The sequence below is a fragment of the Rhizobium sp. TRM95796 genome, from assembly GCF_025779995.1.
Classification (GTDB): Bacteria; Pseudomonadota; Alphaproteobacteria; order Rhizobiales; family Rhizobiaceae; genus Rhizobium_E.
Genome location: NZ_JAOXHE010000005.1, coordinates 259225 through 285356, shown reverse-complemented (window position 1 = coordinate 285356; position 26132 = coordinate 259225). Strand labels below are relative to the sequence as shown.

The 26132-nt window shown below is 63.7% G+C and carries 20 protein-coding genes; 10 read left to right on the top strand and 10 right to left on the bottom strand.

What is annotated here, in order from left to right:
* Positions 1–19: 19 nt before the first annotated feature.
* The 5 genes from OCK01_RS12735 to mutY form a co-directional block, all read right to left on the bottom strand.
* Positions 20–2212 (bottom strand): methyl-accepting chemotaxis protein, encoded by a 2193-nt coding sequence (locus tag OCK01_RS12735; RefSeq protein ID WP_263824231.1) that lies wholly within the window; start codon positions 2210–2212, stop codon positions 20–22.
* Positions 2213–2846: 634 nt separating this feature from the next.
* Complete coding sequence (locus OCK01_RS12730; protein ID WP_263824230.1) at positions 2847–3200, bottom strand: type II toxin-antitoxin system HicB family antitoxin; 354 nt, start codon at positions 3198–3200, stop codon at positions 2847–2849.
* An 82-nt stretch (positions 3201–3282) separates the two neighbouring features.
* Entirely contained in the window at positions 3283–5955 is a 2673-nt protein-coding gene (ppdK, locus tag OCK01_RS12725) for a pyruvate, phosphate dikinase (RefSeq protein ID WP_263824229.1), read from the bottom strand.
* A gap of 176 nt (positions 5956–6131) precedes the next feature.
* Positions 6132–6761: an HAD family hydrolase gene (locus tag OCK01_RS12720; protein WP_263824228.1), complete on the bottom strand. Its 630-nt coding sequence runs from the start codon at positions 6759–6761 to the stop codon at positions 6132–6134.
* Positions 6751–7842, bottom strand: coding sequence for an A/G-specific adenine glycosylase (mutY, locus tag OCK01_RS12715; RefSeq protein WP_263824227.1), 1092 nt, complete (start codon positions 7840–7842; stop codon positions 6751–6753). The genes OCK01_RS12720 and mutY overlap by 11 nt, the downstream gene beginning before the upstream one ends.
* A 137-nt stretch (positions 7843–7979) precedes the next feature.
* Between mutY and OCK01_RS12710 the strand changes: the two genes are divergently transcribed.
* A complete protein-coding gene (locus OCK01_RS12710) occupies positions 7980–8486 on the top strand; it encodes a DUF721 domain-containing protein (protein WP_263824226.1) in 507 nt (168 codons plus the stop codon).
* A 184-nt stretch (positions 8487–8670) separates the two neighbouring features.
* Positions 8671–9078 (top strand): type II toxin-antitoxin system PemK/MazF family toxin, encoded by a 408-nt coding sequence (locus OCK01_RS12705; RefSeq protein ID WP_263824225.1) that lies wholly within the window; start codon positions 8671–8673, stop codon positions 9076–9078.
* A 121-nt stretch (positions 9079–9199) separates the two neighbouring features.
* Here OCK01_RS12705 and OCK01_RS12700 read toward each other — a convergent pair whose 3' ends face one another.
* The gene (locus OCK01_RS12700; RefSeq protein ID WP_263824224.1) at positions 9200–9514 is read right to left on the bottom strand and encodes a type II toxin-antitoxin system ParD family antitoxin; all 315 of its coding nucleotides are present in this window, start codon (positions 9512–9514) and stop codon (positions 9200–9202) included.
* A 194-nt stretch (positions 9515–9708) separates the two neighbouring features.
* Between OCK01_RS12700 and OCK01_RS12695 the strand changes: the two genes are divergently transcribed.
* Together OCK01_RS12695 and OCK01_RS12690 are read left to right on the top strand one after the other, a co-directional pair.
* The gene (locus tag OCK01_RS12695) at positions 9709–10488 is read left to right on the top strand and encodes a DsbA family protein (protein WP_263824223.1); all 780 of its coding nucleotides are present in this window, start codon (positions 9709–9711) and stop codon (positions 10486–10488) included.
* Between the two features lie 90 nt (positions 10489–10578).
* Positions 10579–14034, top strand: coding sequence for a chromosome segregation SMC family protein (locus OCK01_RS12690; protein ID WP_263824222.1), 3456 nt, complete (start codon positions 10579–10581; stop codon positions 14032–14034).
* A gap of 32 nt (positions 14035–14066) precedes the next feature.
* On the opposite strand, the gene OCK01_RS12685 is transcribed toward OCK01_RS12690, so the two are convergent.
* Both OCK01_RS12685 and OCK01_RS12680 read right to left on the bottom strand, forming a co-directional pair.
* Positions 14067–14468 carry a very short patch repair endonuclease gene (locus tag OCK01_RS12685; protein ID WP_263824221.1) on the bottom strand — a complete coding sequence of 134 codons (402 nt, stop codon included), beginning with the start codon at positions 14466–14468 and terminating at the stop codon, positions 14067–14069.
* Positions 14465–15622: a DNA cytosine methyltransferase gene (locus tag OCK01_RS12680; protein ID WP_263824220.1), complete on the bottom strand. Its 1158-nt coding sequence runs from the start codon at positions 15620–15622 to the stop codon at positions 14465–14467. Before OCK01_RS12680 ends, OCK01_RS12685 begins: the two co-directional genes overlap by 4 nt.
* Before the next feature lie 177 nt (positions 15623–15799).
* Here OCK01_RS12680 and OCK01_RS12675 point away from each other — a divergent pair, with 177 nt between their 5' ends.
* The 4 genes from OCK01_RS12675 to OCK01_RS12660 all read left to right on the top strand — a co-directional run bounded on the left by OCK01_RS12675 (position 15800) and on the right by OCK01_RS12660 (position 21877).
* Entirely contained in the window at positions 15800–17701 is a 1902-nt protein-coding gene (locus OCK01_RS12675) for a potassium transporter Kup (RefSeq protein ID WP_263824219.1), read from the top strand.
* 3 nt (positions 17702–17704) lie between these two features.
* Entirely contained in the window at positions 17705–19216 is a 1512-nt protein-coding gene (locus OCK01_RS12670; protein ID WP_263824218.1) for an ATP-binding protein, read from the top strand.
* Positions 19216–19899: a response regulator gene (locus OCK01_RS12665; protein WP_318530241.1), complete on the top strand. Its 684-nt coding sequence runs from the start codon at positions 19216–19218 to the stop codon at positions 19897–19899. The genes OCK01_RS12670 and OCK01_RS12665 overlap by 1 nt, the downstream gene beginning before the upstream one ends.
* A gap of 214 nt (positions 19900–20113) precedes the next feature.
* A complete protein-coding gene (locus tag OCK01_RS12660; RefSeq protein ID WP_263824216.1) occupies positions 20114–21877 on the top strand; it encodes a vanadium-dependent haloperoxidase in 1764 nt (587 codons plus the stop codon).
* 10 nt (positions 21878–21887) lie between these two features.
* Here the strand turns inward: OCK01_RS12660 and OCK01_RS12655 are convergent, their stop codons facing one another.
* Complete coding sequence (locus OCK01_RS12655; protein WP_263824215.1) at positions 21888–22796, bottom strand: hypothetical protein; 909 nt, start codon at positions 22794–22796, stop codon at positions 21888–21890.
* 178 nt (positions 22797–22974) lie between these two features.
* Positions 22975–24108 (bottom strand): site-specific DNA-methyltransferase, encoded by a 1134-nt coding sequence (locus OCK01_RS12650; protein WP_263824214.1) that lies wholly within the window; start codon positions 24106–24108, stop codon positions 22975–22977.
* Positions 24109–24508: 400 nt separating this feature from the next.
* Between OCK01_RS12650 and OCK01_RS12645 the strand changes: the two genes are divergently transcribed.
* Positions 24509–25279: a carbonic anhydrase gene (locus OCK01_RS12645; RefSeq protein WP_263824213.1), complete on the top strand. Its 771-nt coding sequence runs from the start codon at positions 24509–24511 to the stop codon at positions 25277–25279.
* Positions 25280–25413: 134 nt separating this feature from the next.
* Entirely contained in the window at positions 25414–26070 is a 657-nt protein-coding gene (locus OCK01_RS12640) for a glutathione S-transferase family protein (RefSeq protein WP_263824212.1), read from the top strand.
* Positions 26071–26132 lie beyond the last annotated feature (62 nt).

Here is a 26132-nt window from a genome sequence, read left to right as displayed (position 1 = left end):
GCGAGGACGACGCAGCGCCTCAGGCCGCCCTTCTCGCGGCTGCGGCTCCTTCTTCGACCTGGAATTGGGAGAGGAGCTCGCTCAGCCGCACGCTTTCCAGCGCCAGAGCAGATCCCGCCGACCGCATTTGCTCGACCATGGCGGCGTTTTGCTGCGTGCCCTGATCCATATGGTTGACCGCCACATTGACTTCCGACACGCCGGTCGACTGCTCCTGCGAGGCGATGGCGATCGCCTCCATGTGACTATTGGCGGAGATGACGAGATCGGCGATTTCGGACAGGCAACCGCCGGTGTCGCCCACCAGCTTGACGCCCTCCCCGACCGCCGATGCCGAATCCGTCACGAGTTGACGGATTTCGCGGGCGGCCTCCGAGGCGCGCTGTGCGAGACCGCGCACTTCCTGGGCCACGACGGCGAAGCCCCGTCCGGCGTCGCCGGCGCGCGCGGCCTCGACGCCGGCGTTGAGCGCCAGCAAATTGGTCTGGAAAGCGATCGCGCCAATCACTTCGATGATCTGCCCGATCCGCTGCGACGAACTTTCAATCCGCTGCATCGCCGCGATGGTGTCGCCCACCACCTGTTCGGATTGATCCGCCTTGGCGCGCGCGCCATGCACCGTGGTCCGCGCCTCGCTGGTGCGGGTCGCCGTCGATTTGACATTGGCGGTGATCTGTTCCAGCGCGGCGGCCGTCTGCTCGAGCGAGGCGGCTTGCTGCTCGGTGCGCCGGGCGAGATCGTCAGACGCCGCCGAGACGTCACGGGCGCCTCTGGTGACGATGGCGACGGAGGCGGCGACATCCGCGAGCACGCCGCGCAACTGCCGGACGGAGCGGTTGAAATCCTGCCGCAAGGGTTCGAGTTGCAATGAAAACGGCGTGGCGATCTCGCACGTCATGTCACCCGCGGACAGGCGGCCCAGGCCGTGGCCCAGCGCCGCCGTCGCCTGGTTCAGCCGCTCCTCCGCCTGCGCTTCCGCGAGGCGCTGGAGTTCGAGGCGCTCCTTCTCGGCGCGCTCGCGGCTCGCCTGAGCGTCGGCCTCCAGATCCCGATTGCGGATGCCGGCGTTGCGAAAGACTTCGACCGAGCGCGCCATGCCGCCGATTTCGTCGCGACGCATGACAAAAGGCACCGTGATGGCGAAATCGCTGTCGGCGAGACGGCGCATCACGCTGGTGATCTGTTCGATCGGTCGTACGAATTGGGTCGAGGCGACAAAAGCCGCAATCAGGGCCGCCGCCAGGATGCCGGCGGCGATGAGCAGCATCTGGTCGCGGGCGGTTGTGGCGCCTTCCACCATGGCGCTTTCAGGCGCGGAGAGAACGAGAAGCCAGGTTTCCTGGATGCCGGGAAACGTCACGGCAATAGCGGCTTGATAGAGGCCATTGTCGAGAATCCGCTCGGCGACACCTTCGCGTCGGGCGAGGTCGCCCAGTTGGACCACGGAGGGATCATCGGCCTTCTTGCCCAACAGCTTCTGGTCGGGATTGGCCAGCCACTGGCCGCCGCCGTCGATCAAGGCCACCGATCCGGTATCGAACGGCTTGAGCGCGCCGATCATCGCGGAGATATGCGAGAGCGCGAAATCGACGCCGGTCGCGCCGATGACTTTGCCATTCTGCTTGATCGGCGTGGCGATGGTGGTCAACAGCGTCTCCACGCCGCCGACAGTATCGCTGTAAGACGGCGTCAGAAGCGGGCGGCCTGCGTCGCGCGGCCCGACATACCAGACCTCGGCCGCCGGATCGGTCATGTCGAGCTTCTCGACGGCGATGTCGCGTCTGTCGTCGCGGTAGATATAGGTGGCGAAGCGGCCGCTATTGGCCTCGGCATAGGGATGGCCGACGAATTCCGCATCTCGGCCGTCCAGCGCATTCGGCTCGAACACCAGCGTCATGCCGAGGAGGTCGGGATTGTCATCCACAAGACCCGTGACCACGCGACCGAGATCATCGCGGCTCTTCGTCTCGGACGCTGCGAGCGCCTGCGCGGTCGTCGCCAATTGTTTGGCGAGTCCCGCGGCGCGGTTGATGTCACCCCGGATCGCGTTGGCGTATTCCCGCAACAGCCCCTGGGCGGCGGCTGCGGCGTCTGCCCGGCTCGACGCCGCCATCAGCGCAGATCCCGCCAACGTGACGGCGACGAGGCCGATGGTGAAGCCGAGGGCGGTGAGAATGAGCAGGCGGCCGCGCAGGGAATGAAAGAGGGTCATGGGGGTGCACCGGTAAAAATGCTCGATAATTCAGAGACTTCGAGCTTCAAATGAACAATGAAAAAGCGTGCGGCGTATAAGGCGGATGAAAAGGGAAAGGCGTCAGCAAGGCGAGGACATCAGGGTCTCCAAGGGATGCGGAAAGTTCAATCTGCTCCGCATTGTTCGAACTTCGTCCGGAAGAACTCCGAGGCCGCGAATGCGCCGCAAAGGTTTGACGCACAGCCGCGAAATATTGATTCGAAAGCGGTTAATTTTCAGGAAAAGTGCAGGCGGGTCGGAGATTTTCTGAATTAAAGGCTGCCAATGCCAGCGGGCTGAGACGTCGCTTTGCACGTGGTCGGCGTGCTGACCGCGAAGCAGACAGTGCTACCGGATCGACGGCTTGCGCATCTTACGCTTCAATTCCCCGATGCACACGGCCTGCGAATTGTGCAATTTCAATAAAGCCGCGACAGTGACTGGATTGTCGGACGACGACATGCCAATCTCGTGGCGATCCGGATGCTGGGAACAACTCCAAGGAACCGGCGGGGTCGATCCTGACGGCATAGCGCGCGCGGGAGAAACTGCGCCCATGACGTGTCGCGCGGCCTAGCTTCGGCGAGGGACGCACGCGACGCTGGATCTGAGTTTATGCCGCCGCGCTGACATCGGCAGCCGGTTTTTCGACCTTCTCCTCCACCGCCTGCTGAACCCAGCCGTTCAAGGACAGACCGCTTTCCGCCGCTCGCATCGCCGCCTTTCGATGAAGCTCCGGCGGAATGCGGATGTTGAAACTGCCCTTGAAGGGTTTGGACGGCTCGCGGCCAGCTTCGGCGCAATCGGCCAGATAGGCTTCCACCAGATCCTCCAGCACTTTCGGCGCATCGCTGGCCGCGTCGCATTCGCCGATTAGGAGATCGTCGAGATGCAGAACCTTGACGAACAGCGTCCCGTCTTCGAACTCGACGGAAGCTTGGTATCCTTTGTAGCTCAGCGGTTGCATGGCGCGCCTCTTTGGTCGAGCATGGACGCCCAAGATTAACGTCAACGCGCTCGGATTGGCAACACCACGCTCTTTCAGCACCCTACCGCTTCTTCCCGTTCCTGATCGTCGCCTGCGCCGCCGCGAGCTTGGCGATCGGCACGCGGAAGGGGGAGCAGGAGACGTAGTCCAGGCCCCATTGTTCGCAATAATTGATCGAGACGGGATCGCCGCCATGTTCCCCGCAGATGCCGAGTTTCAGGCCCGGTCGGGTGCGGCGGCCGCGTTCGGCGGCGATCTGGATCAGTTCGCCGACGCCGTCGAAATCGAGATTGACGAAGGGGTCGCGCTCGATGATGCCCTTCTGCATATAGGTCGGCAGGAAGCTCGAGGCGTCGTCGCGCGACATGCCGAAGGTGGTCTGGGTCAGGTCGTTGGTGCCATAGGAGAAGAATTCGGCCACCTCGGCGATGACATGGGCGCGCAGCGCGGCGCGCGGCAATTCGATCATGGTGCCGACGAGATAGGCGATCTTGAGGCCGCTTTCGGCGATCACCGAACGGGCGACTTCGTCGATGCGGGCCTTGACGTAATCGAGCTCGGATTTGAGGCCCACGACGGGGACCATGATCTCAGGTTCGACCGGTTCCCCGGTCTTGCGGGCGGCCTCGACCGCGGCTTCGAAGATGGCGCGGGCCTGCATTTCCACGATTTCCGGATGGGAAATATGCAGCCGGCAGCCGCGATGGCCGAGCATCGGGTTGAACTCGTGCAGCGCCTCGATGCGTTCGCGGAAATGGATCGGCTCCATGCCGAGCGTGGCCGCGACTTCGTCGATCTCCTCCTCGCTTTTCGGCAGGAATTCGTGCAGCGGCGGATCGAGCAGGCGGATGGTCACGGGAAGGCCGTGCATGATCTCGAACAGTTCGACGAAATCATCCTTCTGCATCGGCAGGAGCTTGTTGAGCGCGGCGCGGCGCTTGTCGACCGTCTCGGCGATGATCATTTCGCGCATGGCGGCGATGCGGTCGCCTTCGAAGAACATATGCTCGGTGCGGCAAAGACCGATGCCTTCGGCGCCGAAGGCGCGAGCGGCGCGGGCGTCGGCCGGCGTCTCGGCGTTTGTGCGCACCCGCATGCGCCTGATGCGGTCGGCCCAGGCCATGATGCGTTCGAAATCGCCCGACAGCTCCGGCTGCAGCATCGGTTGGTAGCCCTTGAGCACATGACCCGAGGAGCCGTCGATGGAAATGATGTCGCCTTCCTTCAGCTTGACGCCCGGCGCGATCAATTCGCGATTGCGCATGTCGACGCGCAGCGAGCCGACGCCGCAGACGCAAGGCAGGCCCATGCCGCGCGCCACCACCGCCGCATGGCTGGTCATGCCGCCGCGGGTCGTCAAAATGCCCTGGGCGGCGTGCATGCCGTGAATATCCTCGGGGCTGGTCTCGGTGCGGACGAGGATGACCTTGCGGCCCTCCTTCTCGGCGGCGACCGCGCTTTCCGACGTGAAGACGATTTCGCCCGAAGCCGCGCCCGGCGAAGCCGGCAGGCCCGAGCCGATCACGTCGCGACGGGCGGCGGGGTCGATGGTCGGATGCAGCAGCTGGTCGAGGCTGGCCGGATCGATGCGGTCGACCGCGTCCTCGGCGGAGATCAGCCCCTCCTCCACCATGTCGACGGCGATCTTCAGCGCCGCCTTGGCGGTGCGCTTGCCGGAGCGAACCTGCAACATCCACAATTTGCCGCGCTCAATGGTGAATTCGAGATCGAGCATGTCGCGGTAATGCGCTTCTAGCCGATGGCAGACCGAGACGAAGTCGCGATAGGCCTCGGGCATCAGCTTTTCGAGCGAGGGCTTTTCCGAACCGGTGTCGATGCGGGATCTTTCGGTAATGGATTGCGGCGTGCGCAGACCCGCCACCACATCCTCGCCCTGGGCGTTGACCAGGAATTCGCCATAGAGCGCGTTTTCCCCCGTCGAAGGATTGCGGGTGAAGGCGACGCCGGTGGCCGAGGCATTGCCCAGATTGCCGAACACCATGGCCTGAATATTGACCGCAGTGCCCCAGTCGGAGGGGATGTTGTGCATCAGCCGGTAGGTGATGGCGCGCGGGTTCATCCAGCTCGAAAAGATCGCGCCGATCGCGCCCCAGAGCTGGGCCATGGGATCTTCCGGAAAGCTCTCGCCGAGCTCCTCGTCCATCATCTCCTTGTAGCGGGCGACCACGCCGCGCCATTCCGGGGCCGTGACGTCGGTGTCGAGCGCGCGGCCGAGCCGGGCCTTTTCGTCTTCGAGGATCTCTTCGAAAATGTCGTGCCCCAGCCCGAGCACGACGCCGCCATACATTTCGATGAAGCGGCGATAGCTGTCCCAAGCGAAGCGGGGATCGCCGGAATCTTCGGCCAACGCCTCGACGGTCTCGTCATTGAGGCCGAGATTGAGCACGGTGTCCATCATGCCCGGCATGGAGACGCGGCTGCCGGAGCGCACGGCGAGCAGGAGCGGACGCTTCGCCGCGCCGAATTTGCGGTCGGTCAGCCGCTCGACCACCTGCAGTCCTTCGACCACGGCGGCTTTCAACCCATCCGGAAAGGCGCGGCCATTGGAGTAATAGAAGGCGCAGGCCTCCGACACGATGGTCAGGCCGGGCGGCACGGGCAGGCCGATCGCGCTCATCTCCGCGAGATTGGCGCCCTTGCCGCCGAGTTTCTCCAGCATATCGGCGCGCCCATCGGCGCGGCCGCCGCCAAAAGCATAGACCCATTTGGTCATTCCGACCCCTCCCGGCGGAATTCACAGTCTTGTTATATGGATAGCTATCTCATTCCAGCCGCTTTGGAAATGGGGGCGAGGCAGATTGTTGCTGCAATGCAGCATGAGAGATGGAGCGACTTTGCGACGATCCAAACGCCTATCGGTCTTTCATATACTCGTGTCGCGCCTTGATCCTACCCCATCAGCCCATAGCGCCCCAGTTCCACATCCAACTCATCAGCCCCGACGTAATGAATGGCGTTCCAGCCATAGGCGCGGGCGGCTTCGACATTGGCAAGCGCGTCGTCGATGAACAGCGTGGCGGCGGGGTCGAGGCCGAAGGTCCTGGTGTGGCTGTCATAGATCCGGGGATCGGGCTTGATCAGCTTCACCCGCGCCGACACAGTGACGCCGCGTGTCGCCTTGAGGAACGGAAAGATCACCTGCGCCTGGTCGAATGTGTCGTCGGAGAAATTGGTGAGCAGCGTGACGTCGCGGCCCTCGGCGATGAAGCGCTCGAGATGGGCGACGGAACGCTCATAGGCGTGCGGCACCATCTCATGCCAGTATTGGCGGAAGGCGCGGATATGCTCTTCGCGGTCGGGAAATTTTTCGAGCAGCAATTCTTCCGCCTCAAGCCAGGTGCGGCCGCGATCCTGCTCGACATTCCAGTCATGGGTGCAGACATTCTCGAAAAACCATTGGCGTTCTTCCGCATCCGGGATCAGCCGCGCATAGGGCAGGTTGGGATCGTAATGGATCAGCACCTTGCCGATATCGAAGACGATGTGGCGAATCTCTGGCAGGGACGTGTCAGCGGACATGCGGTTTCCTCTTGGGCTTGAATGCGTCGGGTATAGCGGCGGCGATCGCCTTTTTCATGACGGTCGGCAAAGCCTGATCGGCAAGCGTCGCGATCGGCTCCCACCAACCATCGGCCGTGGCAGGCGCGGCGTCGAGATCGGCCCTGTAGACGGTGAGCCGCAATTCGAAATGGGTGAAGACATGAGTAACGACCCCGCATAGACGCCAGTCGGCGGCGAAGGGCGCGGCCTCGGCTGCGTCTTCGCCGTCGCGCGAGGCGGTCCAGCCGGTGCCGGGCGGTTCGGTCATGCCGCCGAGCAGGCCGCTGTCGATCCGCTTGCGCAGCAGCACGCGCCCCTTAGCGTCGACTGCCACGAAGGCCGCGCCCTTGCGCGCCGGCTTGGCCTTCTTGGCGGCCTTGACGGGAAATGTTTCGGGATCATGTTCGGCAAAGGCGCTGCAGGCGTCGCGCCAGGGACAGAGCGAACAGGCGGGACGGCGCGGCGTGCAAATGGTCGCGCCGAGATCCATCATCGCCTGGGCGAAATCGCCGGGTCTTTCCTCCGGCGTCAGCGTGTCGAGCAGCGCCTTCAATTTCGGCTTGGCGCCCGGCAGCGGATCTTCCACCGCAAAAAGCCGGGTCAGCACCCGCTCGACATTGCCGTCCATCACCAAAGCGCGGCGATCAAAGGCGATGGCGGCGACGGCGGCGGAGGTGTAATCTCCGATGCCCGGCAGCGCCCGCAGACCATCCACCGTATCGGGAAACACGCCGCCATGCTCGAAGGCCACCGCCTCTGCGCATTTCTTGAGATTGCGGGCGCGGGCGTAATAGCCGAGCCCCGCCCAGGCCTTCATCACATCCTCATTGTCGGCGCGGGCGAGCTCATTCACCGTGGGCCATAGTTCGAGGAATTTCAGGAAATAGGCGCGCACGGCCTGCACCGTGGTCTGCTGCAGCATCACTTCCGACAGCCAGATCCGGTAGGGATCGGGCGTCACGCCCTTTTGCCGCATCGGCGGCGAGACCCGCCAGGGCAGGTCGCGATGATGCCGGTCATACCAGGCGAGAAGGCTTGCCGCGTCAGGCTGTTCCGGCATGTGTGTCTGTCGATCCCGTTGTCGCGGCCGGCAACGCTTTGCCGCGCCGGCCGTTATACACGGACCCCGGCGGTTGCCGCCGCGGCCGATGAAAGCTATGATTCTCTAACACTTATTCGCACGGGCCCGAAGAGACGATGTCTTCCTTCCAAAGAAAAGGCGCGCTTCAGATCGCCGAAGCCGCCAACCGGCTGATCGACCCGGTGCTCGCCCGCAAAGCGGGCATCAACACCGCGCTGATCGGCTCGTGGGACGAGATCGCCGGCGCCGATTTCGCCGAATGCACCCGGCCGGAAAAGATCACCTGGCCGCGCGCCAACGCCGATCGCTATGGCGACGCCGGCGGCGTCGAGCCCGGGGTGCTGACCATCGCCTGCGAAGGGGCGCGCGCGCTGTTTCTCGCCCACGCCCAGGGCGAACTCATCCAGCGCATCAACGGCTTCTTCGGCTACCCCGCCATCCGCCAGGTGCGGATCGTGCAGAAGCCTGTCAGCATGACCCACCGGCATCGCCCGAAGCCTCGGCCGCTCACCCGCGACCAGCAGGCGAAACTCTCCGACCTCACTGGCGACATCGACAACGAAAAGCTGAAGGCCGCGCTGGAGCGGCTGGGGCGCGGGGTGATGGGGCGGCGAGGGAAGTGAGGTAAGGTTATAGTCGCCAATAAACCGCTTGTTTTGCGACTTCAATAGACCGGAAAACTGTTCTTAGCACTCAGGCTCTATACTGCATGTTACAACTTCTATAAGATCCTCACGGGATTGCACCTCGCATCGACGTCGATGCCAATCCCAATCCCTCCTGTGACGCTCAGGAAAAGGGTCTCCGGTGCCGATAAGCTTCTACCCACGATCTGGTCAAATTCTCGTATGTGATTTCTCAGGCTTTCAGCCGCCGGAGATGGTCAAGCCACGACCTGTCATCATCGTGTCGCCACGGTTGCCGCACAGAAGCGAGATTGTCACCGTCGTCCCTCTGAGCACCACTGCACCCGCCCATAACCTGCCTTTCGTCGTTCGACTGTCCAAAAATTATCATCCCTTGGAGGATGACGCTTTGCCGGTTTGGGCGAAATGCGACATGATCATGAACATTGCACGGTCTCGCTTGAACGGCTTCAAGGTCGGTCGTCGCAAATGGGAAACGCCTTCGGCCAGCGGCAGCGATTTGGCCGCAGTACGGATGGGGGTGCTTCATGCGCTGGGCTTCGGCGCCTTGATAAAGACTGGTGAATAACCTATATCTGTGACGTATCCCGGTCATCGGGCTTTAAGACCTAGCTTGCTAGGCAGGCTCCTCATTCGGCGATGACAAGCTGCGAGACAGCCTAGATATTGTCAGGTCCACAAGCCCCGCGTTAAGCGGGGTTTGTTGTATCTGGGGATGACTCTTTTAGAGTGTTGTCTCTGATCTGTCTGATATGATCGTGAAAATGTCTAAACGCCTCGTCCAACGACACTGTGCCGATGGCGCCTTCATCGAAAGCTTTAACCGTCGGCGCAACCTCGTCCCTCAGCCATGTCTCCAACGCTTCGTCGCGCTCGGAGAGAGTGAGGAGTCCCTCTTCGATCACGGCGCTTTCACCGTCATATTCGCCGGAGGCGACTTTCTCACGGATCATCTCCGCCATATCGGCGGGTAGGCTGACGGTAAGTGATTGTCTGGCTGCCATGGGATGTGCCCCCTTTTGAGCGATATCATACCCTTGTCCTCACGAGCGCCCAAGGCCTTTCAACCCTTGCCGAGGCGACGAGATGCCTCTTCCGCGCCTCACATTTGTTTGAACGCTGGACCATCCGTCATACTTGCGGCGTAAGAGCCTGCGGTATATCGACAATACCACATTGGCCTTTTCGAGGAGCATTCATGTCCTACCTGTTCAAGAGCGCGTCGCCGCGCCTCATGTCCGTCGCGCTTCTGGCCGCCGCGAGCCTGGCGCTCGCCGCCTGCAGCGACGAGAAGAAGGCCGAGACGGCCGCGCCCGCCGCCAAGACGGAGACCGCGCAATCCGCGCCCGCCGCGACGACCCCGGCTCAGCCCGCCGTGAGCCATGAAACCACGGCCTCCACCACGCCCGTCGAACTGCCCAAGTCGGAAGGCGAAGTCGAGCTCGCCAAGCTCATGGCGCCCGGTCCGCTGCCGGAAGTGTCGCTCGGCAAGGACGACGCCAAGGTGACGATCGTCGAATACATGTCGATGACCTGCCCGCATTGCGCCCGCTTCCACAATTCGGTCTTCGAAGAGATCAAGCAGAAATATGTCGACAGCGGCAAGGTGAAGTTCATCCTCCGCGAATTCCCGCTCGACAACCGCGCCGCCGCCGCCATCATGCTGGCCCGTTGTGCGCCGAAGGAACAGTATTTCCCGATGGTGTCGGCGCTGTTCAAGAGCCAGATGACCTGGGCGACCGCAGAAGACGGCCGCGCCGCACTCCTGCAAATGGCGAAACTCGCCGGTTTCTCCGAGCAGAGCTTCGAAGCCTGCTTGACGAACCAGAAGCTTCTGGATGAAGTGAACGCCACGCGCGAAAAAGCGTCCAAGGATTTCGGCGTGGATTCCACCCCGACCTTCTTCATCAATGGAAAGCGTTACGCTGGGGAAATGAGCGTTGCGGAAATGTCGGCTCTCATTGACGCCGCTGAATAAGCACTCCCGACCGTTCACCGAAACGGGCGACAGCTTCGCGCTGCCGCCCGTTTCGGCGTTTATCGTCCTGTCGGCGCGGGGGCCTGCGCGATGAAATTCACCAAGCTGCGCATCACCGGCTTCAAATCCTTCGTCGAGCCCTCGGAATTTCTGATCGAGCCGGGGCTGACGGGCGTCGTCGGTCCCAACGGCTGCGGCAAGTCCAATCTGGTGGAGTCGCTCCGCTGGGTGATGGGCGAGAATTCCTACAAGAATATGCGCGCCTCGGGCATGGACGATGTGATCTTTTCGGGATCCGGCCAGCGCCCGGCGCGCAACTCCGCCGAAGTCGGCCTGTTCATCGACAATTCCGATCGCACCGCGCCGGCCGCCTTCAACGACGCCGACGAATTGCAGGTCAGCCGCCGCATCGAACGCGAACAGGGCTCGGTCTACCGCATCAACGGCAAGGAAGCCCGCGCCCGCGATGTCCAACTCTTGTTCGCCGACGCCTCGACCGGCGCGCGCTCGCCGGCCATGGTCGGCCAGGGCCGCATCGGCGAACTCATCCAGGCGAAACCCCAGGCGCGGCGGCAATTGCTCGAAGAGGCGGCCGGCATTTCCGGCCTGCATTCGCGCCGCCACGAGGCCGAACTCCGGCTCAAGGCCGCCGAGACCAATCTCGAGCGGCTGGAGGATGTGACCGCCCAGCTGACCAGCCAGATCGAAAGCTTGAAGCGCCAGGCGCGGCAGGCCAATCGCTTCAAGCAGCTTTCGGCCTCGATCCGCGCCGAGGAAGCGAAGCTCCTGCATATCCGCTGGGCCGAGGCCAAGACGGCGGAGGCCGAGGCCGACAGCCAGCTCAACCAGACCACCAACCTCGTCGCCGAGCGTGCGCAGGCGCAGATGGAAGCGGCCAAGACCCAGGCGATCGAGGGGCTGCGCCTGCCGGAACTGCGCGAGGCCGAGGCGCAGGCGGCGGCTGCGCTTCAGCGCCTCACCATCGCCCGCAGCCAGCTGGACGAGGATTTCCGCCGGCTCGACCAGCGCCGGCAGGAACTCGAACGCCGCATCGCCCAGCTCTCCGCCGACATCGCCCGCGAAAAGCAGATGATCGCCGGCAACAGCGAAATCCTCACCCGGCTCGACGAGGAGGAAGAGGAGTTGCGGGCGCATGCCGAGGATGCCGCGATCCGCGCTCAGGAACTCAAGGAGCAACTGGCCGAGGCGACCGACAACGTCGCCGACGCTGAGCGTCGCATGCAGGAACTAACGGCAGAGCGCGCCGAAGCCGCCGCCGGCCGCCAGCAGACCGAACGCTTTCTCGCCGACATCGCCCAGCGCCGGCTCAGGCTGGAGCGACAAGTGACGGACGCCCGGCGCGACCTCGAAACCATCGAGGCCAAGCTTGCCGCCCTTCCGGACCCCGATGAAAAGCGCGAGGCGCTGGAAGCCGCCGAGATCGCCCATGAGGATGGCGAACAGGCGGCGTTGACGGCGGAAAAGCGGCTTGCCGACGCCCGCCTGCAGGAAGGCGCGAGCCGTCGCCCGATGGAAGAGGCGCGCTCGGCGCTGCAGATGCTGGAGACCGAGGCGCGCACCATCCGCAAAATGTTAGCCGCCGGCGGCGAGAGCGCGGCGACGCCCGTCTCCGAACTCATCGAAGCCGATGCCGGCTGGGAGACCGCGCTGGGCGCCGCCCTGGGCGACGATCTCGATTCCCCGCTCGACGCGGCGGCCGCCAAATATTGGCGGCTCAATCCCGGCGCCGGCGACCCCGCGCTTCCCTCCGGCGTCGAGCCCCTGTCGCGGCACGTGAAAGCGCCTGCTGAACTGGCCCGCCGTCTCGCCCAAATCGGCGTCGTCTCCGAAGACGACGGCCCGAGATTGATGACGTCGCTCGCCGCCGGCCAGCGGCTGGTGTCGCGTTCCGGCGCGCTCTGGCGCTGGGACGGGCATGTCACGGACGCCGGCGCGCCGAGCGCGGCGGCGTTGCGCCTGACCCAGAAGAACCGGCTGGCCAGCCTTGAGAACGAGATCGAGGAAGCTCGCTTCCGGCTGGAAGATTACGAGACGGCGCATGAAGCGGCGCGCGAGGCGTTGCAGACAGCCGAGACCCGCCTGCAACAGGCCCGCGACATGGCCCGTCTCCTCGCGCGCAAGCTGACGGAAGCCCGCGAGGCGCTTGTCGCGGCCGAGAAAGCCAGCGCCGATCTCGCCCGCCTCCGCGATCTCGGCGCCGAACAGATCGCCGGCTACGAGACCCAAATCGACGACCTTGCCGTCCAGGAGGAAGAGGCGCGGCTGACGCTGGCCGAAACGCCTGATCTTTCCGCGCTTGATCTCGCGCTTCGCGAACAGACCGCCCTCGTCGCCGAACATCGCGCCCGGCTGGCGGAAGCCCGCGCCGCCCATGACGGCGAAGCCCGCGACAACGAAGCCCGCGCCCGGCGGCTCACCGCCATATCCAGCGAACGTCGCCTGTGGCGCGACCGCGAACAGAGCGCCGCCGCGCAGATCGAGACACTGGAGACCCGCGAGGAGGAAGCGCGGATCGAGCTCGAGGATCTCTTGCAGGCGCCGGAGGAATTCGAGGACCGCAGGCGCGCGCTGCTCAGCGAATTGCAAAAGGCGGAAGCCGCGCGCAAGGCCGCCGCCGATCAATTGCAGACGCAGGAAAACCGCGAGCGCGAGGCCGACCGCGCCGCAAGCCAGGCGCTCGCGGCCCTTGCCGAGGCGCGTGAGAAGCGCGGCCGCGCCGAAGAGCGGCTGCTGTCGGCCCGTGAAATGCGGATCGCGCAGGAACTGCGCATTCGCGAAACGCTGAATGTCGCCCCGCACGAGGTGTTCAGGCTAACGGGGCTTGCGGTCGACGACAAGCTTCCCGAGATCCGCGGCATCGAAATCGAAGTCGAGCGGCTGAAGATGGAGCGCGAGCGGCTGGGCGCCGTCAATCTGCGCGCCGAGGAGGAACAGGCCGAACTCACCGAAAAGCTCACCAACCTGATCCGTGAGCGCGACGACGTCATCGATGCGATCCGCAAATTGCGCTCAGCGATCCAGAATCTCAACCGCGAGGGTCGCGACCGGCTGATGGTGGCTTTCGACGCCGTCAATCAGCAGTTCAAGCGGCTGTTCACCCATCTCTTCAATGGCGGCGAAGCGGAATTGCAACTGATCGAAAGCGAGGATCCGCTCGAAGCCGGCCTCGAAATCCTCGCCCGTCCTCCCGGCAAGAAGCCGCAGACCATGACGCTTTTGTCGGGCGGCGAACAGGCGTTGACGGCGATGGCGCTGATCTTCGCCGTGTTTCTCACCAATCCCGCGCCGATCTGCGTGCTCGACGAAGTCGACGCGCCGCTCGACGACCACAATGTCGAGCGCTACTGCAACCTGCTCGACGAGATGACCAAGACGACGCAAACCCGCTTTCTGGTCATCACCCACAATCCCATCACCATGGCCCGCATGAACCGCCTCTACGGCGTCACCATGGCCGAACAGGGGGTCAGCCAGTTGGTCAGCGTCGACCTGCAGACGGCGGAGCGGTTGGTGGATGTGGCGTGAGCATTTACCATAGGGACCGGTTTGAAGCCGCGCTACCCTAGAAAGTCCTCAAGCCTTTCCTTCAGCGCCGCGTCATCCTTCATCTCGCATTCCCATACCGTCAGCACCCGCCAGCCGGTCTCGGCGAGCGCGGTTTGATGGGCGGCGTCGCGGGCGCGGTTGCGGGCGATCTTCTGGGACCAGTATTCGGCATTGGTCTTCGGCGCGCGGGCGCCGCGGGCGCAGTCATGGCCGTGCCAGAAGCAGCCATGGACGAAGATCAGCTTGCGACGGCCGGGAAAGACGAGGTCGGGTTTTCCGGGCAGGTCGGCGCGATGGAGACGGTAGCGGTAGCCGAGCCCGGTCAGGAGCTTGCGCAGCTTGAGTTCGGGAGCGGTGTGCTTGGATTTGACCCGCCGCATCACCGCGCTGCGCTGTTCGGGCGTCTCGCTCACGCCGCCCGCCTGCTGGACCCAATCGAGGCAAGCAGCGGCTCGAACAGATGCCGGGCGAGATGGCGGATGACAGGAACGGCGACCCCGTCGCCGGTCAGGTGATAGGCGTCGGTATAGGAGCCGGGCAGGATATAGCTGTCGGGCAGCCCCATCAGCCGCGCCGTCTCACGGGCGGTCAGCAGGCGGGCGGCGAGTGTTTCGCCCTCGACGATCAGGATCGATTGCCGGCTGGAGCCGCCGGCGGGGGTGCGCAGGCAGCCGGCGAGGCCGTCGAAGCGGATTTCGGCCCGCTGGATCTTGCCGCCCTCGCCATCGGGCCGGGTGCGTTTGTAGAGCGCGCCGACGCGGCGCTGGCCATCTGCTCTGGCGGCGTCGAGTTTAGTGCGGTTGTTGGCGTCCATCATCGACAGCAGCGTCTCGAGCCGGTCTTCCGACAGCCAGCGGGCGCCGGCGGGATCGGTCTCGATGATGTCGAACAACGCGATATTGCGGCGGGCGGGCGCAGGCAGCCGCCACCACAGCCAATGATCGGCGGCCTCATCCGAAAGGCGGGCATGGGCGGCGACCAGCGCCGGCGGATGCCAGTCCGCGGAGGGACCGGCGGCGATGCAATCGGTAGGAAGATCCAGTCCTTGCTTGACTGCGACGATGAACAGGCGCGGCCGCGACTGCGGCAGGAAGCGCGCCGCATCGATGACCATGGCGCCGAAGCGATAGCCGCCGGAGACGAGCGCCTGGCCGATGGCGGCGAAATCGCGGCCGCCATGCGAGGTGAGCGCGCCGCAGACATTTTCGAGCGCGATGATCCCGGGGGCGCGGCCTTCGGCGTCGAGCGCCTGCATCAGCCGCCAGAAGGTCCAGAAGGTTCCCGAGCGCGCGCCGCCGAGACCCGCGCCGACGCCGGCGAGCGACAGATCCTGACAGGGAAAGGAGGCCCACGCCAGATCGGCGCGTCCGGGGAGGTCGCTTGCCTGAAGACGGTTGATGTCCTGAAGCTTCAACCAGTCGCCGCCCCAATTGGCGCGATAGGCGCGGGCCTTGCCGGCGTCGAGATCATTGGCGAGCAGGCAGGACCAGTTTTCGCCCAGCCCGGCGCGGACCATGCCGCCGCCGGCGAAGAATTCGTAATAGCGCGGTGATTCCGTCTTCTGCATGCGCCATCCTAATCGATCTCGGCGGCCGGCGCAGCGGTTTTGAGCGAAGCGCTCATCGGCCTCGCCTATACGAAAACTATACGCGCCTTTATGTGGATTTTACGCCGTCCTTATGCGCCCTCGCCTATAGACTGGACGCCGCCATGCGCGGCTCTTACCAGTAAAGGCGCCCGCAGCATGCATGCTCCCCAGTCCCAAACCGGCTCGAAAACCTCGATGGGCCGGCTTCTCGCCCTCTCGCTCGGCTCGATCGGCGTCGTCTACGGCGATATCGGCACATCGCCCCTCTATGCGTTTCGCGAGGCGCTGCGCCCCGTGGCGCAAGACAACGTCACGCCCGACGAGGTGATCGGCATCATCTCGCTGATGCTGTGGACGCTGACCATCGTCGTCACCGTCAAATATGTGGTCTTCCTGCTGCGAGCCGACAATAAGGGCGAAGGCGGAACGCTGTCGTTGCTGGCCTCGCTGTCGCGAAAGCTGGAAGGACGGCATGGCCATGTGCTGATCCTGCTCGGGCTGATCGGCGCGGCGCTGTTCATCGGTGACGCCATGATCACGCCGGCGCTGTCGGTGATGTCGGCGGTCGAGGGGATGAAATTCGTCGCGCCCGGTCTCACCCGCTTCGTACTGCCGGTCAGCGTGGTGATCCTGATCGCGCTGTTTGCTGTGCAGTCGCGCGGCACAGGCGCGGTATCCAAGGCTTTCGGGCCGATCACGCTCGTGTGGTTCGTCACGCTGGCTGTCGCCGGCGTCAGCCATATCGCCGACGATCCGCGCATTTTCGCAGCGCTCAATCCGCTGAACGCCGTGACATTTCTCGTCCATGGCGGCTTTTCGGCGCTGATCGTGCTCGGCGCGGTGTTCCTGACGGTGACCGGCGCCGAGGCGCTTTACGCCGACCTCGGCCATTTCGGCCGCAAGCCGATCCAACTCGCCTGGCTCGCCGTGGTCTATCCGGCGCTGACGCTGAATTATCTCGGACAGGGCGCCTTCGTGCTGAATGATGCGCGCGCCATCGAGGATCCGTTCTATCTGATGTTTCCGGAATGGTCGCTGATCCCGGTGATCCTGCTCGCCACCGCCGCCACCATCATCGCCAGCCAGGCGGTCATCACCGGCGCCTTCTCGCTGGTCAGCCAGGCGATCCATCTCGGCTTCCTGCCGCGCATGGACATACACCACACCTCGCATACCGACACCGGCCAGATCTATCTGCCTATGGTCAACACCTTCCTTTTGTTCGGGGTGATGATGCTGGTGCTGATCTTCCAGACGTCGGAATCGCTCGCCACCGCCTATGGCATTTCGGTGACCGGAGCGATGGTGGTGACCACCATCATGTTCTTCGATTTCCTGCGCATCGAATGGAAATGGTCGCTCGGAGCGGCGCGGTCGCTCATCCTGCCGCTGGCGGTGCTGGAACTGGTGTTTCTCGGCGCCAATCTCATCAAGATCCATGATGGCGGCTATGTGCCGATCGGCATTGCGGCGCTGGTTGTGCTGGTGATGTGGACCTGGCGGCGCGGCGCGGCGATCGTCTCGGACAAATCCCGCCGCAGCCATGTCGCGCTCCGGGCTTTCGTGAAATCGATCGAGAAGGAAAGCGCGCATGGGCCACATCCCATTCCCGGCTGCGGCATCTTCCTGACGTCCGAGCCGGATGCGACGCCGTCGGCGCTGCTGCACAATATCAAGCATAACCGTGTGCTGCATCAGCAGAACATCATTCTGACCATCCGCACGGACGCGGCACCGACCGTGCCGCCCGCCGAACGCGGCAAGATGGAGCGGATCTCCGAACGCTTCTCGCTGTTGACGCTGACCTTCGGCTTCATGGACACGCCGAATGTGTCGCAGGCGCTGGCCCAGATGCGCAAGGAAGGGCTGAAATTCGACATCATGTCGACCACCTTCTTCGTCGGCCGCCGCAAGCTGGTGTCCGATCCCAATTCCGGCATGCCGGCCTGGCAGGACAGGCTGTTCATCGGCCTCGCCAGCATGGGCACCGATCCGTCGGACTACTTCCGTCTGCCGGCGAACCGGGTTATCGAACTGGGATCGCATGTCAGCGTGTGAGTCATGACCGAAAACACCCGTCGCATCATCGCTGCGAACACCAGCCGCCCCGAGACGTCGGGGCGGGCCTATGTCTGGGCGGCGGCGATGGCGGCGGCGGCGACGCTGATCGCCCTGCCCTTCCGCTCGCTGACCGATTCCGACACGCTGACGCTGGTTTACATGACGGCGGTGGTGGCGACCGCGCTCCGTTACGGCCTCGGACCGTCGGTTCTCGCCTCGGTGCTGTCGGTGGCGGCGTTCAACCTCGTCTTCGTCGAGCCCTATTACACGTTCGAGACGCTGAGCGCGGACGCCTATTTCACTTTCGCGATCATGTTCGCGACCTCGCTGATCGTGGCGGCCATGACCTCCGGACTGTCGCGGCGCATGTCGCATGCCGGCCGCGAACAGGCGCGCACGCGGCGGCTGCTCGATTTCGCCCGCGATCTGTCGCGCGCCACCAGCCCGGCGGAAATTCACGCCGCGGCCGTGGCGCGTCTGGCGCGGGACTATGAAGGGAATGTCAGCCTGCATCTCGCCGACGCATCGGAGACCCGCTTCTGGCAGGGGCCGGAGCGTGACCGAACACGCGTCGCCGAGGCTATCCGCATGAACGCCGGCGCCAATCTCGCCGTTGAGGAAGAGATCTGGATCGCCAGGCTGGAGGCCGCCGGCGAGACAGTGGGATGGTTGGCGCTGGAACGGATGGAGCCTGGTTCGCCCTCGGGAGAGGCGTCGCTGGAGTTTGAGACATTGGCCGCACTGATGGCGGGCGCGGTGGCGCGGGCGGAGAAGACCGAAGAAGCGGCCCATGCCGAAGCCGCGCGCGAGGCCGAAACGCTGCGCAATGTGCTGCTGTCCTCGCTGTCGCATGATCTGAGAACGCCGCTCACCGTGCTCGGGGGCACGATCGGGGCGCTGGCGCGCATGCGGCGCAGACTGCCGCGCGAGGCGATGGAGGAAGTGGCGAGCCTGTCGCGCCAGATCGCCTATCTGCAGAAATTCACCGGCAATCTTTTGAAGATCTCGGCGATATCGTCCGGCGATCTCAAGCTCAACCGGCAGGTCTATACGATCCAGGAGATCGTCGGGGCGGCGCTCACGCGCATGTCCGAGCGCAAGGGCGGACGAACGATCCGCACGGCGATTTCAGGCGACATTCCGCTGGTGGAGATCGACGGGGCGCTGATCGAACAGGTCGTCGCCAATCTCGTCGAAAACGCCATCGAACATACCGAAGATGATGGTGAGATCGCCGTCGAACTTGCCACGCGCGGCGCCTTCGTCCAGATCTCGATTTCCGACAATGGGCCGGGCTTAGGCCCTGGAGACGAAGACATGGTGTTCGAACGCTTCCGCACCGGCAGCCATATCGGCTCCGATCGCAAATCGGTCGGCGCTTCCGGCCTCGGCCTCGCCATTTGCCGCGGCGTAGTGGAGGCGCATGGCGGCCGCATCGACGCGGGCAACAATCCCGGCGGCGGCGCGCGCTTTTATTTCACCCTGCCCGCGCTCGAACAGGCGGCGGCGTGATGGGCGCTTCCGTGCTGATCGTCGAGGACGAACGCGAGATCCGCCGGCTGGTGTCGGCGGCGCTGAGACTCGCCGATTTCGAGGCGATCGAGGCGGAAACCGGCAAAGCGGGGCAACAGGCGCTGATCGGCCGGCGCCCCGATCTCGTGCTCCTCGATCTCGGCCTGCCCGACATGGACGGACAGGACTGGATCCTCAGTGTGCGCGAATGGTCCAAGACGCCGATCATCGTGCTCTCGGCCCGCGACCAGGAGGCGGAGAAGATCGCGGCGCTGGAAAACGGCGCCGACGACTATCTCACCAAGCCCTTCTCCTCCGGTGAACTCATCGCCCGCATCCGGGTGGCGCTCAGACATGCGCATGCGACCGAGGGTGCGGCCGAGCCGACCTTGCGTTTCGAGGAACTGGAGATCGATCTCGCCGCCCGTCGCGTCAGCCTGGGCGATGACGAGGTGCGGCTGACGCCAATCGAATACAAGTTGCTGATCACGCTGGCGCGCCACGCCGGAAAGGTGCTGACCCATGGGCAATTGATGAAGGAAATCTGGGGCAAGCGCGCCGCCGACAACAATCAGGGCCTTCGCATCCACACCCAGCATCTGCGCGAGAAACTGCAAGACGACCCGCTCGCGCCGCGCTTCATCATCACCGAGCCGGGGATCGGTTATAGATTCAAGGGGTGAACGCAAGGCGGCGCGCGCGATGCAACCCCCGGATATTCCGCGAATATTTTTACAATTGACAACTTTTGATTTATGTTCCTATATTGCCGATATCAGGATGTATAGAGCCGTCGAAACTAAGTTCACGACGACTGATTCAGCATTTCAAGACCTGCATTGCTACAATTAAACGCGTCAATATCGCTGGCTTTCCGCAAAGCGTGGGAGAGATTACATGCGCATGACCAACGGCGACACCGACAAGACATGGGAAGTTGCGGCGCACACATTCGCAGTGGGCGTCGGAAGCTTTACCAAGAGCTTGAAACACAATGAGTATGGCGAGGTCGACACCGCGCAATTTCTGAAATTCGTGGCCGCCACCCGCGGCGACGGGCATGGCTTCCAAGACGTCCCTTCCGGCCCGGAGCGTCAGCCCGGCAAAGGCAGCGCCGCATTCACCAATCCACAGGCCGGACTTGCAGCGGACCGACTGACACACCATCCCGCCGGCTATTCGATGCCGCCGGCCCCCTCGGTCAATTCGCTCTCGACAGCCGCGGAAATGGTCGAACTTTATTGGATGGCGTTGCTACGCGACATTCCACTCAATGAGTTGGACGCGCATGGAGAAGTGGCCGAAGCCGCCGAGGAGCTAAATCAGGTCTTTGAAGACGCCTTATCCCATGACAAAGAAGCCGGACGATTGACACCCGGCGTGGATCTTCCGGGACACGGGTCGACTTTCATCCCCTTCACATCCGCAACACTCTTTCGACTGGGACTGCCGGGCGATCACACCGGTCCGTTGGTCAGCCAGTTCTTCGTTCGTCCGGCGGCGTTCGGCACGCAGACGATCGACCAGAAACAGCGGCCCTATGCGGGCAATTGCGATTTTCTGACCGATTTCGACGACTGGCTGTGCGCGCAGAACAGCGGCAAGGATCGGCACGACCAAGCCTATCCCGCCGCCAACGAACACGACGACAGTTTCTACGATCCCACCGGCGCCCGCTATATCAGCACGATGCGGGATCTGGCGAGATTCGTGAACAAGGACGCGCTGCATCAGGCCTATTTCAACGCCACCCTGATCCTGCTGTCCGGCAAGGCGAAGTGGACGGACGGCAACCCCTATTCCGACGTCGGTCCGTTGAAAGGTCGCGAAGCCGGTTTCGGCGTGCTGGGTGGACCGCATATTCTCGCTCTGGTCTCGGAGGTGGCGACGCGCGCCCTCAAGATCGTCTGGAACCAGAAATGGCAGGTGCATCTGCGGCTTCGGCCGGAGGCCTATGGCGGATTGGCGCATGTCCAGACGGTCGGCGTGGGGGGCGTCAAGCGAAACTACGGACTGCCGTCTTTCCTGTCCGAGACCTGCGCCGCAAAGATGATCCTGGACAGGTACAAATCGCTGCTTCTTCCGATGGCGTTCACGCCGGGCAGCCCAACCCATCCGGCCTATGGGGCCGGCCACGCCACGGTGGCGGGCGCCTGCGTGACGATCCTGAAGGCGTATTTCAAGACTTTTTCCAAGACAGCGGACAAGACCGTCGTGCCCACGCCTTTCAACACTCTGTTCGAGCGCCTGGAGCCCGGCGGCGAAACCATCCGGCCTTATGGCAAGCCGGATCCCATCAAAGGCTATGTCACCGGCAAGGCGGAGAACGGGGATTGGGGGCGCATCTCATTGGCCAAATCGGTGTTCGACGAACTGACGATCGAGGGCGAGCTCAACAAGCTGGCCGAGAATGTCGCGATGGGGCGCAGCATGGGCGGCGTTCACTGGCGCACGGACAATGCCCGCAGCTTGATGCTCGGAGAAGCGATCGCGGCGGAAATCCTCGCAGACATCACCACCGACGTGAACGAAAAGCCGGAATTCACCTTCCGCACCTTCGGCCGCAAAGCAGATGGAGAGCCGGCCATCGTCCGCATCGCGCATGGGCGCATCTATGTCGACGACGTGCTACACGACACCCATACCAGCAGCCTTCTCTGATAGACGAGGACTATTTCAGGGGATGCAGGATGCCGGCGCTGTGGATCGAGCGGTTCAGCGCCGCTTCCAGCATCATCAGCTTGGCGACCTGGTAGGTGAGATATTCATCGAAGAAATTCTGCGAGATCCAGAGCGGCGAGCGGCCCGGGCGACCGGTCCAGCCGATGCTGTCCATGCGCATGGCCTGCGCGAATTTCCGGCTGAGATGGGTGACGGAGAGACCGGCGAGCTTGGCGAGGCCGGCGATGGAGTGATCGCCGCGGGTGCGCCAGCGCGGATCGCTCGCATCCGGCGCGACGATTTCCGAGAAGATGCGATCGAGAATGACGCTGCCGTCGTCGATCCAGACGAACAGCGAGAAGGTCGGCGCGGCCTGGCTGATCGAAATGGATTTCATGAGCGTTTCGCAGACCAACGGCTGCACTTCGTCGAACAGACGAGGGTTGGCGCGGAAGCGGGCGGCGCGTTCGCCGCCGTCGAGCGCGTCCAGCGTTTCCAGATGCACGGCGTGCCAGTGGCAGGCGAGATCGAGCGTCTCCTGGGTCACGACGACAGGCTTCAAGCGCTTGTCGGTGGGCGACACCTTGCGCTCGATGATGCGGTAATGCTCCATCTCCTTTAGAAAGGCGTCGGCGGTGTTGCGCGAGACGATGCCATAGTGTTCGACCGCATCGAGGAAAGCGGCGACATGGATGCCGGTGCGGCCCGACTTCACATACATCGACAGAGCGAGATGCGCCATCAGATAACGCTGATGCGTGGCCATGATCGAGGCCGCGCGCGGATAGGCCTCGGCCGTGGCGAGCAGCTTGCCGGCTTGCGCCCGCAAAGCGTCGATGAGCCTGGGATGGCTGGCCAGGCTGGAAAACAGGCTGTTCTTGGCGAAATCCGCCTCATGCGCGGACGCGATCTTATGCACGGCGACGACCCCGGTTTTCCCGCCAGAGGCGGATGATCAAGAGCCACATGGCTCGTGATCATAACGGGGACACATTAAGAAAAATTCTGTTCTGTTTCAATAAATCTGAAGGCGGGCGCTTGCGCGTCCGCCAGCAACTTTGAGGGGAGAAGATGGGGGCGCGGTCGACTGCTGGAGGTCAGCCGGCCGCGTCTCCCATTCCTTTGCGGACGACGGCCCGGAGATCATCGATCGGGCGCAGGGTGGAGCCCTCCTCGAAATGCCAGAACGTCCATCCGTTGCACGCATCCAATCCCTGGACCTTGGCGCCCAGACGATGGATGGATCCTGCTTCGCCGCCCGAGGCGAGCGTCCCGTCGGCGCGGACGATGGCCGCGTGGCGACGCTTGGCGTCGGTGAGCACCGCGCCCGGCTTGATAAGGCCGCTTTCGACCAGCGTGTTGAAGGCGACGCGCGGCTCCTGCTTCTTGCCGGTCATGACCGTCAGTTCGGCCGAGCCGAGCGGCTGGACGGCGGCGATGCGCGCCGAAGCGGCGTCGATATAGTCCTGCTCGCGCTCGATGCCGACGAAGTTGCGGCCGAGACGTTTGGCGACTGCGCCTGTGGTGCCCGAGCCAAAGAAGGGATCGAGGATCACGTCGCCGGGCTTGGAGGACGCCATGATCACGCGCGCCAGCAGCGCTTCCGGCTTCTGGGTCGGATGCACCTTCTTGCCGTCATCGCCCTTCAGGCGTTCGCCGCCGGAGCAGATCGGGAACAGCCAGTCCGAGCGCATCTGCACATCGTCGTTTGCGGCCTTCATGGCGTCATAGTTGAAGGTGTAGCTCTTGGCGTTCTGGTCGCGCGAGGCCCAGATCATCGTTTCATGGGCGTTCTGGAACCGGCGGCCCTTGAAATTCGGCATCGGATTGGTCTTGCGCCAGACGATGTCGTTGAGGATCCAGAAATTCATGTCCTGCAACGTCGCGCCGACGCGGAAGATGTTGTGATAGGAGCCGATCACCCAGATCGTGCCATGCGGCTTGAGCACGCGCCGGCAGGCCAGCAGCCATGCGCGGGTGAAGGCGTCGTAAGCCTCGAAGGAGGCGAACTGGTCCCATTCGTCGTCGCAGGCGTCGACCAGGCTCTGGTCGGGACGATGCAGCGCGCCGCCGAGCTGGAGGTTGTAGGGCGGATCGGCGAAAATCACGTCGACGGATTTATCCGGCAGCGCCTCGAGCGCGGCCACGCAATCGCCCTTGATGATGGAATTGAGCCAGGAATTCGACTGGACGCCCGAACGGGCTTCCCTGAGCGACAGGACAGATGCCATTTTTTCAAACTCACCAATACGCGTTACGCATTTACTGAGCGTTATGGTTACCGAGTTTGGTTACCAAATGCTGAAACCCTTGCGGAAAATTGGAGATTTTTCATCGTGGCGCCGGTCGTCGCCGTCTGCCCCGCTCTGTGGACCCGGTCCATCGCTTGCTTTTGCAGCCTCTTGCGACCGTATCGTCGAATTTATCGGATCGACTGCGCTTGGACCGGCGCCGATACACCGTCCGATATCGAGCCACAGCAAGATCCAACCCTTCTCGGCAAATAGACTTATTTTGGGCGATCGGTTTCGCCCTTCGTTAAACAATCAGAACTAGTATGCGCAATCATCGTCTCGCGATCGTCACAGGGGCTTGCGACGGCGCTCGCCATCGGTTTCGGGGGAAAAACGCATGTGCCTGGATTGTCTGCCGAAGCGGCTCAACCGCCGCACCATGATCAAACTCGCCGGCCTCGGACTGGCGGCCGCCGGCATGCCGCTGATGGCTTCTGCCTCGGAAACCAAGCACGCGGTCCAGCATGAGGAAAAGCCAGCGGATGCGCATCAGGCGGACGCTGCGACAGCGCTTTCGCCGGAGGAGGCGCTGAAACGGCTGAAGGACGGCAATGCGCGCTTCATGAATGACGCCAACGCCTGCGCGGCCGATCTTGCCGGGCGTCGCAAGGAGCTGGCGGCCGGCCAGCACCCCTGGGCGATCATCCTCACCTGTTCGGACAGCCGCGTGACGCCGGAACTGGTGTTCGGCGGCGTGACGCTGGGCGAACTCTTCGTGATCCGCAACGCCGGAAACGTGCTGGACACGTCCGCGCTCGGCACGATCGAATATGGCGCCGAACATCTGCACGCGCCGTTGATCGTGGTGATGGGCCACAAGAAATGCGGCGCGGTCGCCGCGGCCTGCGACGTGGTGCAGAAGGGAGTCCAGCTCGAAGGATCGATCGGCAAGATGGTGCAGCCGATCCTGCCGGTGGCGCTCAAAACATTGTTCAAATCGCCTGATTTCGTGGCGGAAACCGTGGCCAACAACGCCATCAGCGGCGCTCATCGCATCACCGAGGAGAGCCATATCGTCGCCCATCTGGCGAACGAGGGCAAGGTGAAGATCGTCTCGGCGGTCTATGACATCGAAAGCGGCAAGGTCGATTTTCTGGACATGGCCTGAGCACTCCTCCGGCGCAGCCGCAGACTGCGCCATCAGCGCCTTCGATCAACGGCGCTGATGGCGGACTTCGACGATTTTCATTGGACGCGCGGCGGCTCCTCGTGTTCGATGGCGCATCAATCGAAGGAATCCGCATGCTGACGATCTACGGCGTCTATCAATCCCGCGCATCGCGCGTCTACTGGACCGCGCTCGAACTCGGGCTCGACTTCGAGAGCGTGCCGGTGATCCAGACACGGCGCTTGCCGCAACCGGTCGCGCCCGACGCGCCCATCCATACACATGCGGCGGAATTCCTGGCGATCAACCCCAACGGCCATATCCCGGCGATCGCCGATGACGGGCTGGTGATCGACGAATCCCTCGCCATCACCCTCTATCTCGCCCGCAAGCATGGCGGCCCGATTGCCGCGGATACGCTGCGCGAAGAGGGCGAGATTCTGGCGTGGACATTTTGGGCTGCGACCGAAGTCGAACCGCATACGGTGAAAATCGTATTCGCCTATGACGACGGGCTGGAAGCGACCGAGGGCGGACGGGAAACTATCTCGGTGGCGCGGCGGATGCTGAAACGTCCGCTGACGCGGCTGAACGATCATCTCGGCGAGAACGACTATCTGACGGGCGGCCGTTTCACAGTCGCCGATCTCAATGTCGTGGAGATCATCCGCTACGCGCTCAGCGAGACGGATTTCATGGCCAATTATCCCGCGATCCTCGCCTGGGTGGCGCGCTGCCACGAGCGACCGGCCTTCCGCGAAATGATGGCGCGGCGCAAGGCCGAAGGGTGAGCCCTCACCATTGCTGAGAGCGCTCGGCCGGTCCGCCCCCTGCCCGCTTTCAGATAACGGCC

What these genes read in the sequence shown, in the direction of transcription:
- OCK01_RS12660 (WP_263824216.1), top strand. Translation starts at nt 20,114, where the DNA reads ATGCGCATGACCAACGGCGACACCGACAAGACATGGGAAGTTGCGGCG.
- OCK01_RS12690 (WP_263824222.1), top strand. Translation starts at nt 10,579, where the DNA reads ATGAAATTCACCAAGCTGCGCATCACCGGCTTCAAATCCTTCGTCGAG.
- OCK01_RS12735 (WP_263824231.1), bottom strand. Translation starts at nt 2,212, where the DNA reads ATGACCCTCTTTCATTCCCTGCGCGGCCGCCTGCTCATTCTCACCGCC.
- OCK01_RS12675 (WP_263824219.1), top strand. Translation starts at nt 15,800, where the DNA reads ATGCATGCTCCCCAGTCCCAAACCGGCTCGAAAACCTCGATGGGCCGG.
- OCK01_RS12720 (WP_263824228.1), bottom strand. Translation starts at nt 6,761, where the DNA reads ATGTCCGCTGACACGTCCCTGCCAGAGATTCGCCACATCGTCTTCGAT.
- OCK01_RS12665 (WP_318530241.1), top strand. Translation starts at nt 19,216, where the DNA reads ATGGGCGCTTCCGTGCTGATCGTCGAGGACGAACGCGAGATCCGCCGG.
- OCK01_RS12670 (WP_263824218.1), top strand. Translation starts at nt 17,705, where the DNA reads ATGACCGAAAACACCCGTCGCATCATCGCTGCGAACACCAGCCGCCCC.
- ppdK (WP_263824229.1), bottom strand. Translation starts at nt 5,955, where the DNA reads ATGACCAAATGGGTCTATGCTTTTGGCGGCGGCCGCGCCGATGGGCGC.
- OCK01_RS12640 (WP_263824212.1), top strand. Translation starts at nt 25,414, where the DNA reads ATGCTGACGATCTACGGCGTCTATCAATCCCGCGCATCGCGCGTCTAC.
- OCK01_RS12695 (WP_263824223.1), top strand. Translation starts at nt 9,709, where the DNA reads ATGTCCTACCTGTTCAAGAGCGCGTCGCCGCGCCTCATGTCCGTCGCG.
- OCK01_RS12710 (WP_263824226.1), top strand. Translation starts at nt 7,980, where the DNA reads ATGTCTTCCTTCCAAAGAAAAGGCGCGCTTCAGATCGCCGAAGCCGCC.
- OCK01_RS12730 (WP_263824230.1), bottom strand. Translation starts at nt 3,200, where the DNA reads ATGCAACCGCTGAGCTACAAAGGATACCAAGCTTCCGTCGAGTTCGAA.
- mutY (WP_263824227.1), bottom strand. Translation starts at nt 7,842, where the DNA reads ATGCCGGAACAGCCTGACGCGGCAAGCCTTCTCGCCTGGTATGACCGG.
- OCK01_RS12650 (WP_263824214.1), bottom strand. Translation starts at nt 24,108, where the DNA reads ATGGCATCTGTCCTGTCGCTCAGGGAAGCCCGTTCGGGCGTCCAGTCG.
- OCK01_RS12700 (WP_263824224.1), bottom strand. Translation starts at nt 9,514, where the DNA reads ATGGCAGCCAGACAATCACTTACCGTCAGCCTACCCGCCGATATGGCG.
- OCK01_RS12645 (WP_263824213.1), top strand. Translation starts at nt 24,509, where the DNA reads ATGTGCCTGGATTGTCTGCCGAAGCGGCTCAACCGCCGCACCATGATC.
- OCK01_RS12680 (WP_263824220.1), bottom strand. Translation starts at nt 15,622, where the DNA reads ATGCAGAAGACGGAATCACCGCGCTATTACGAATTCTTCGCCGGCGGC.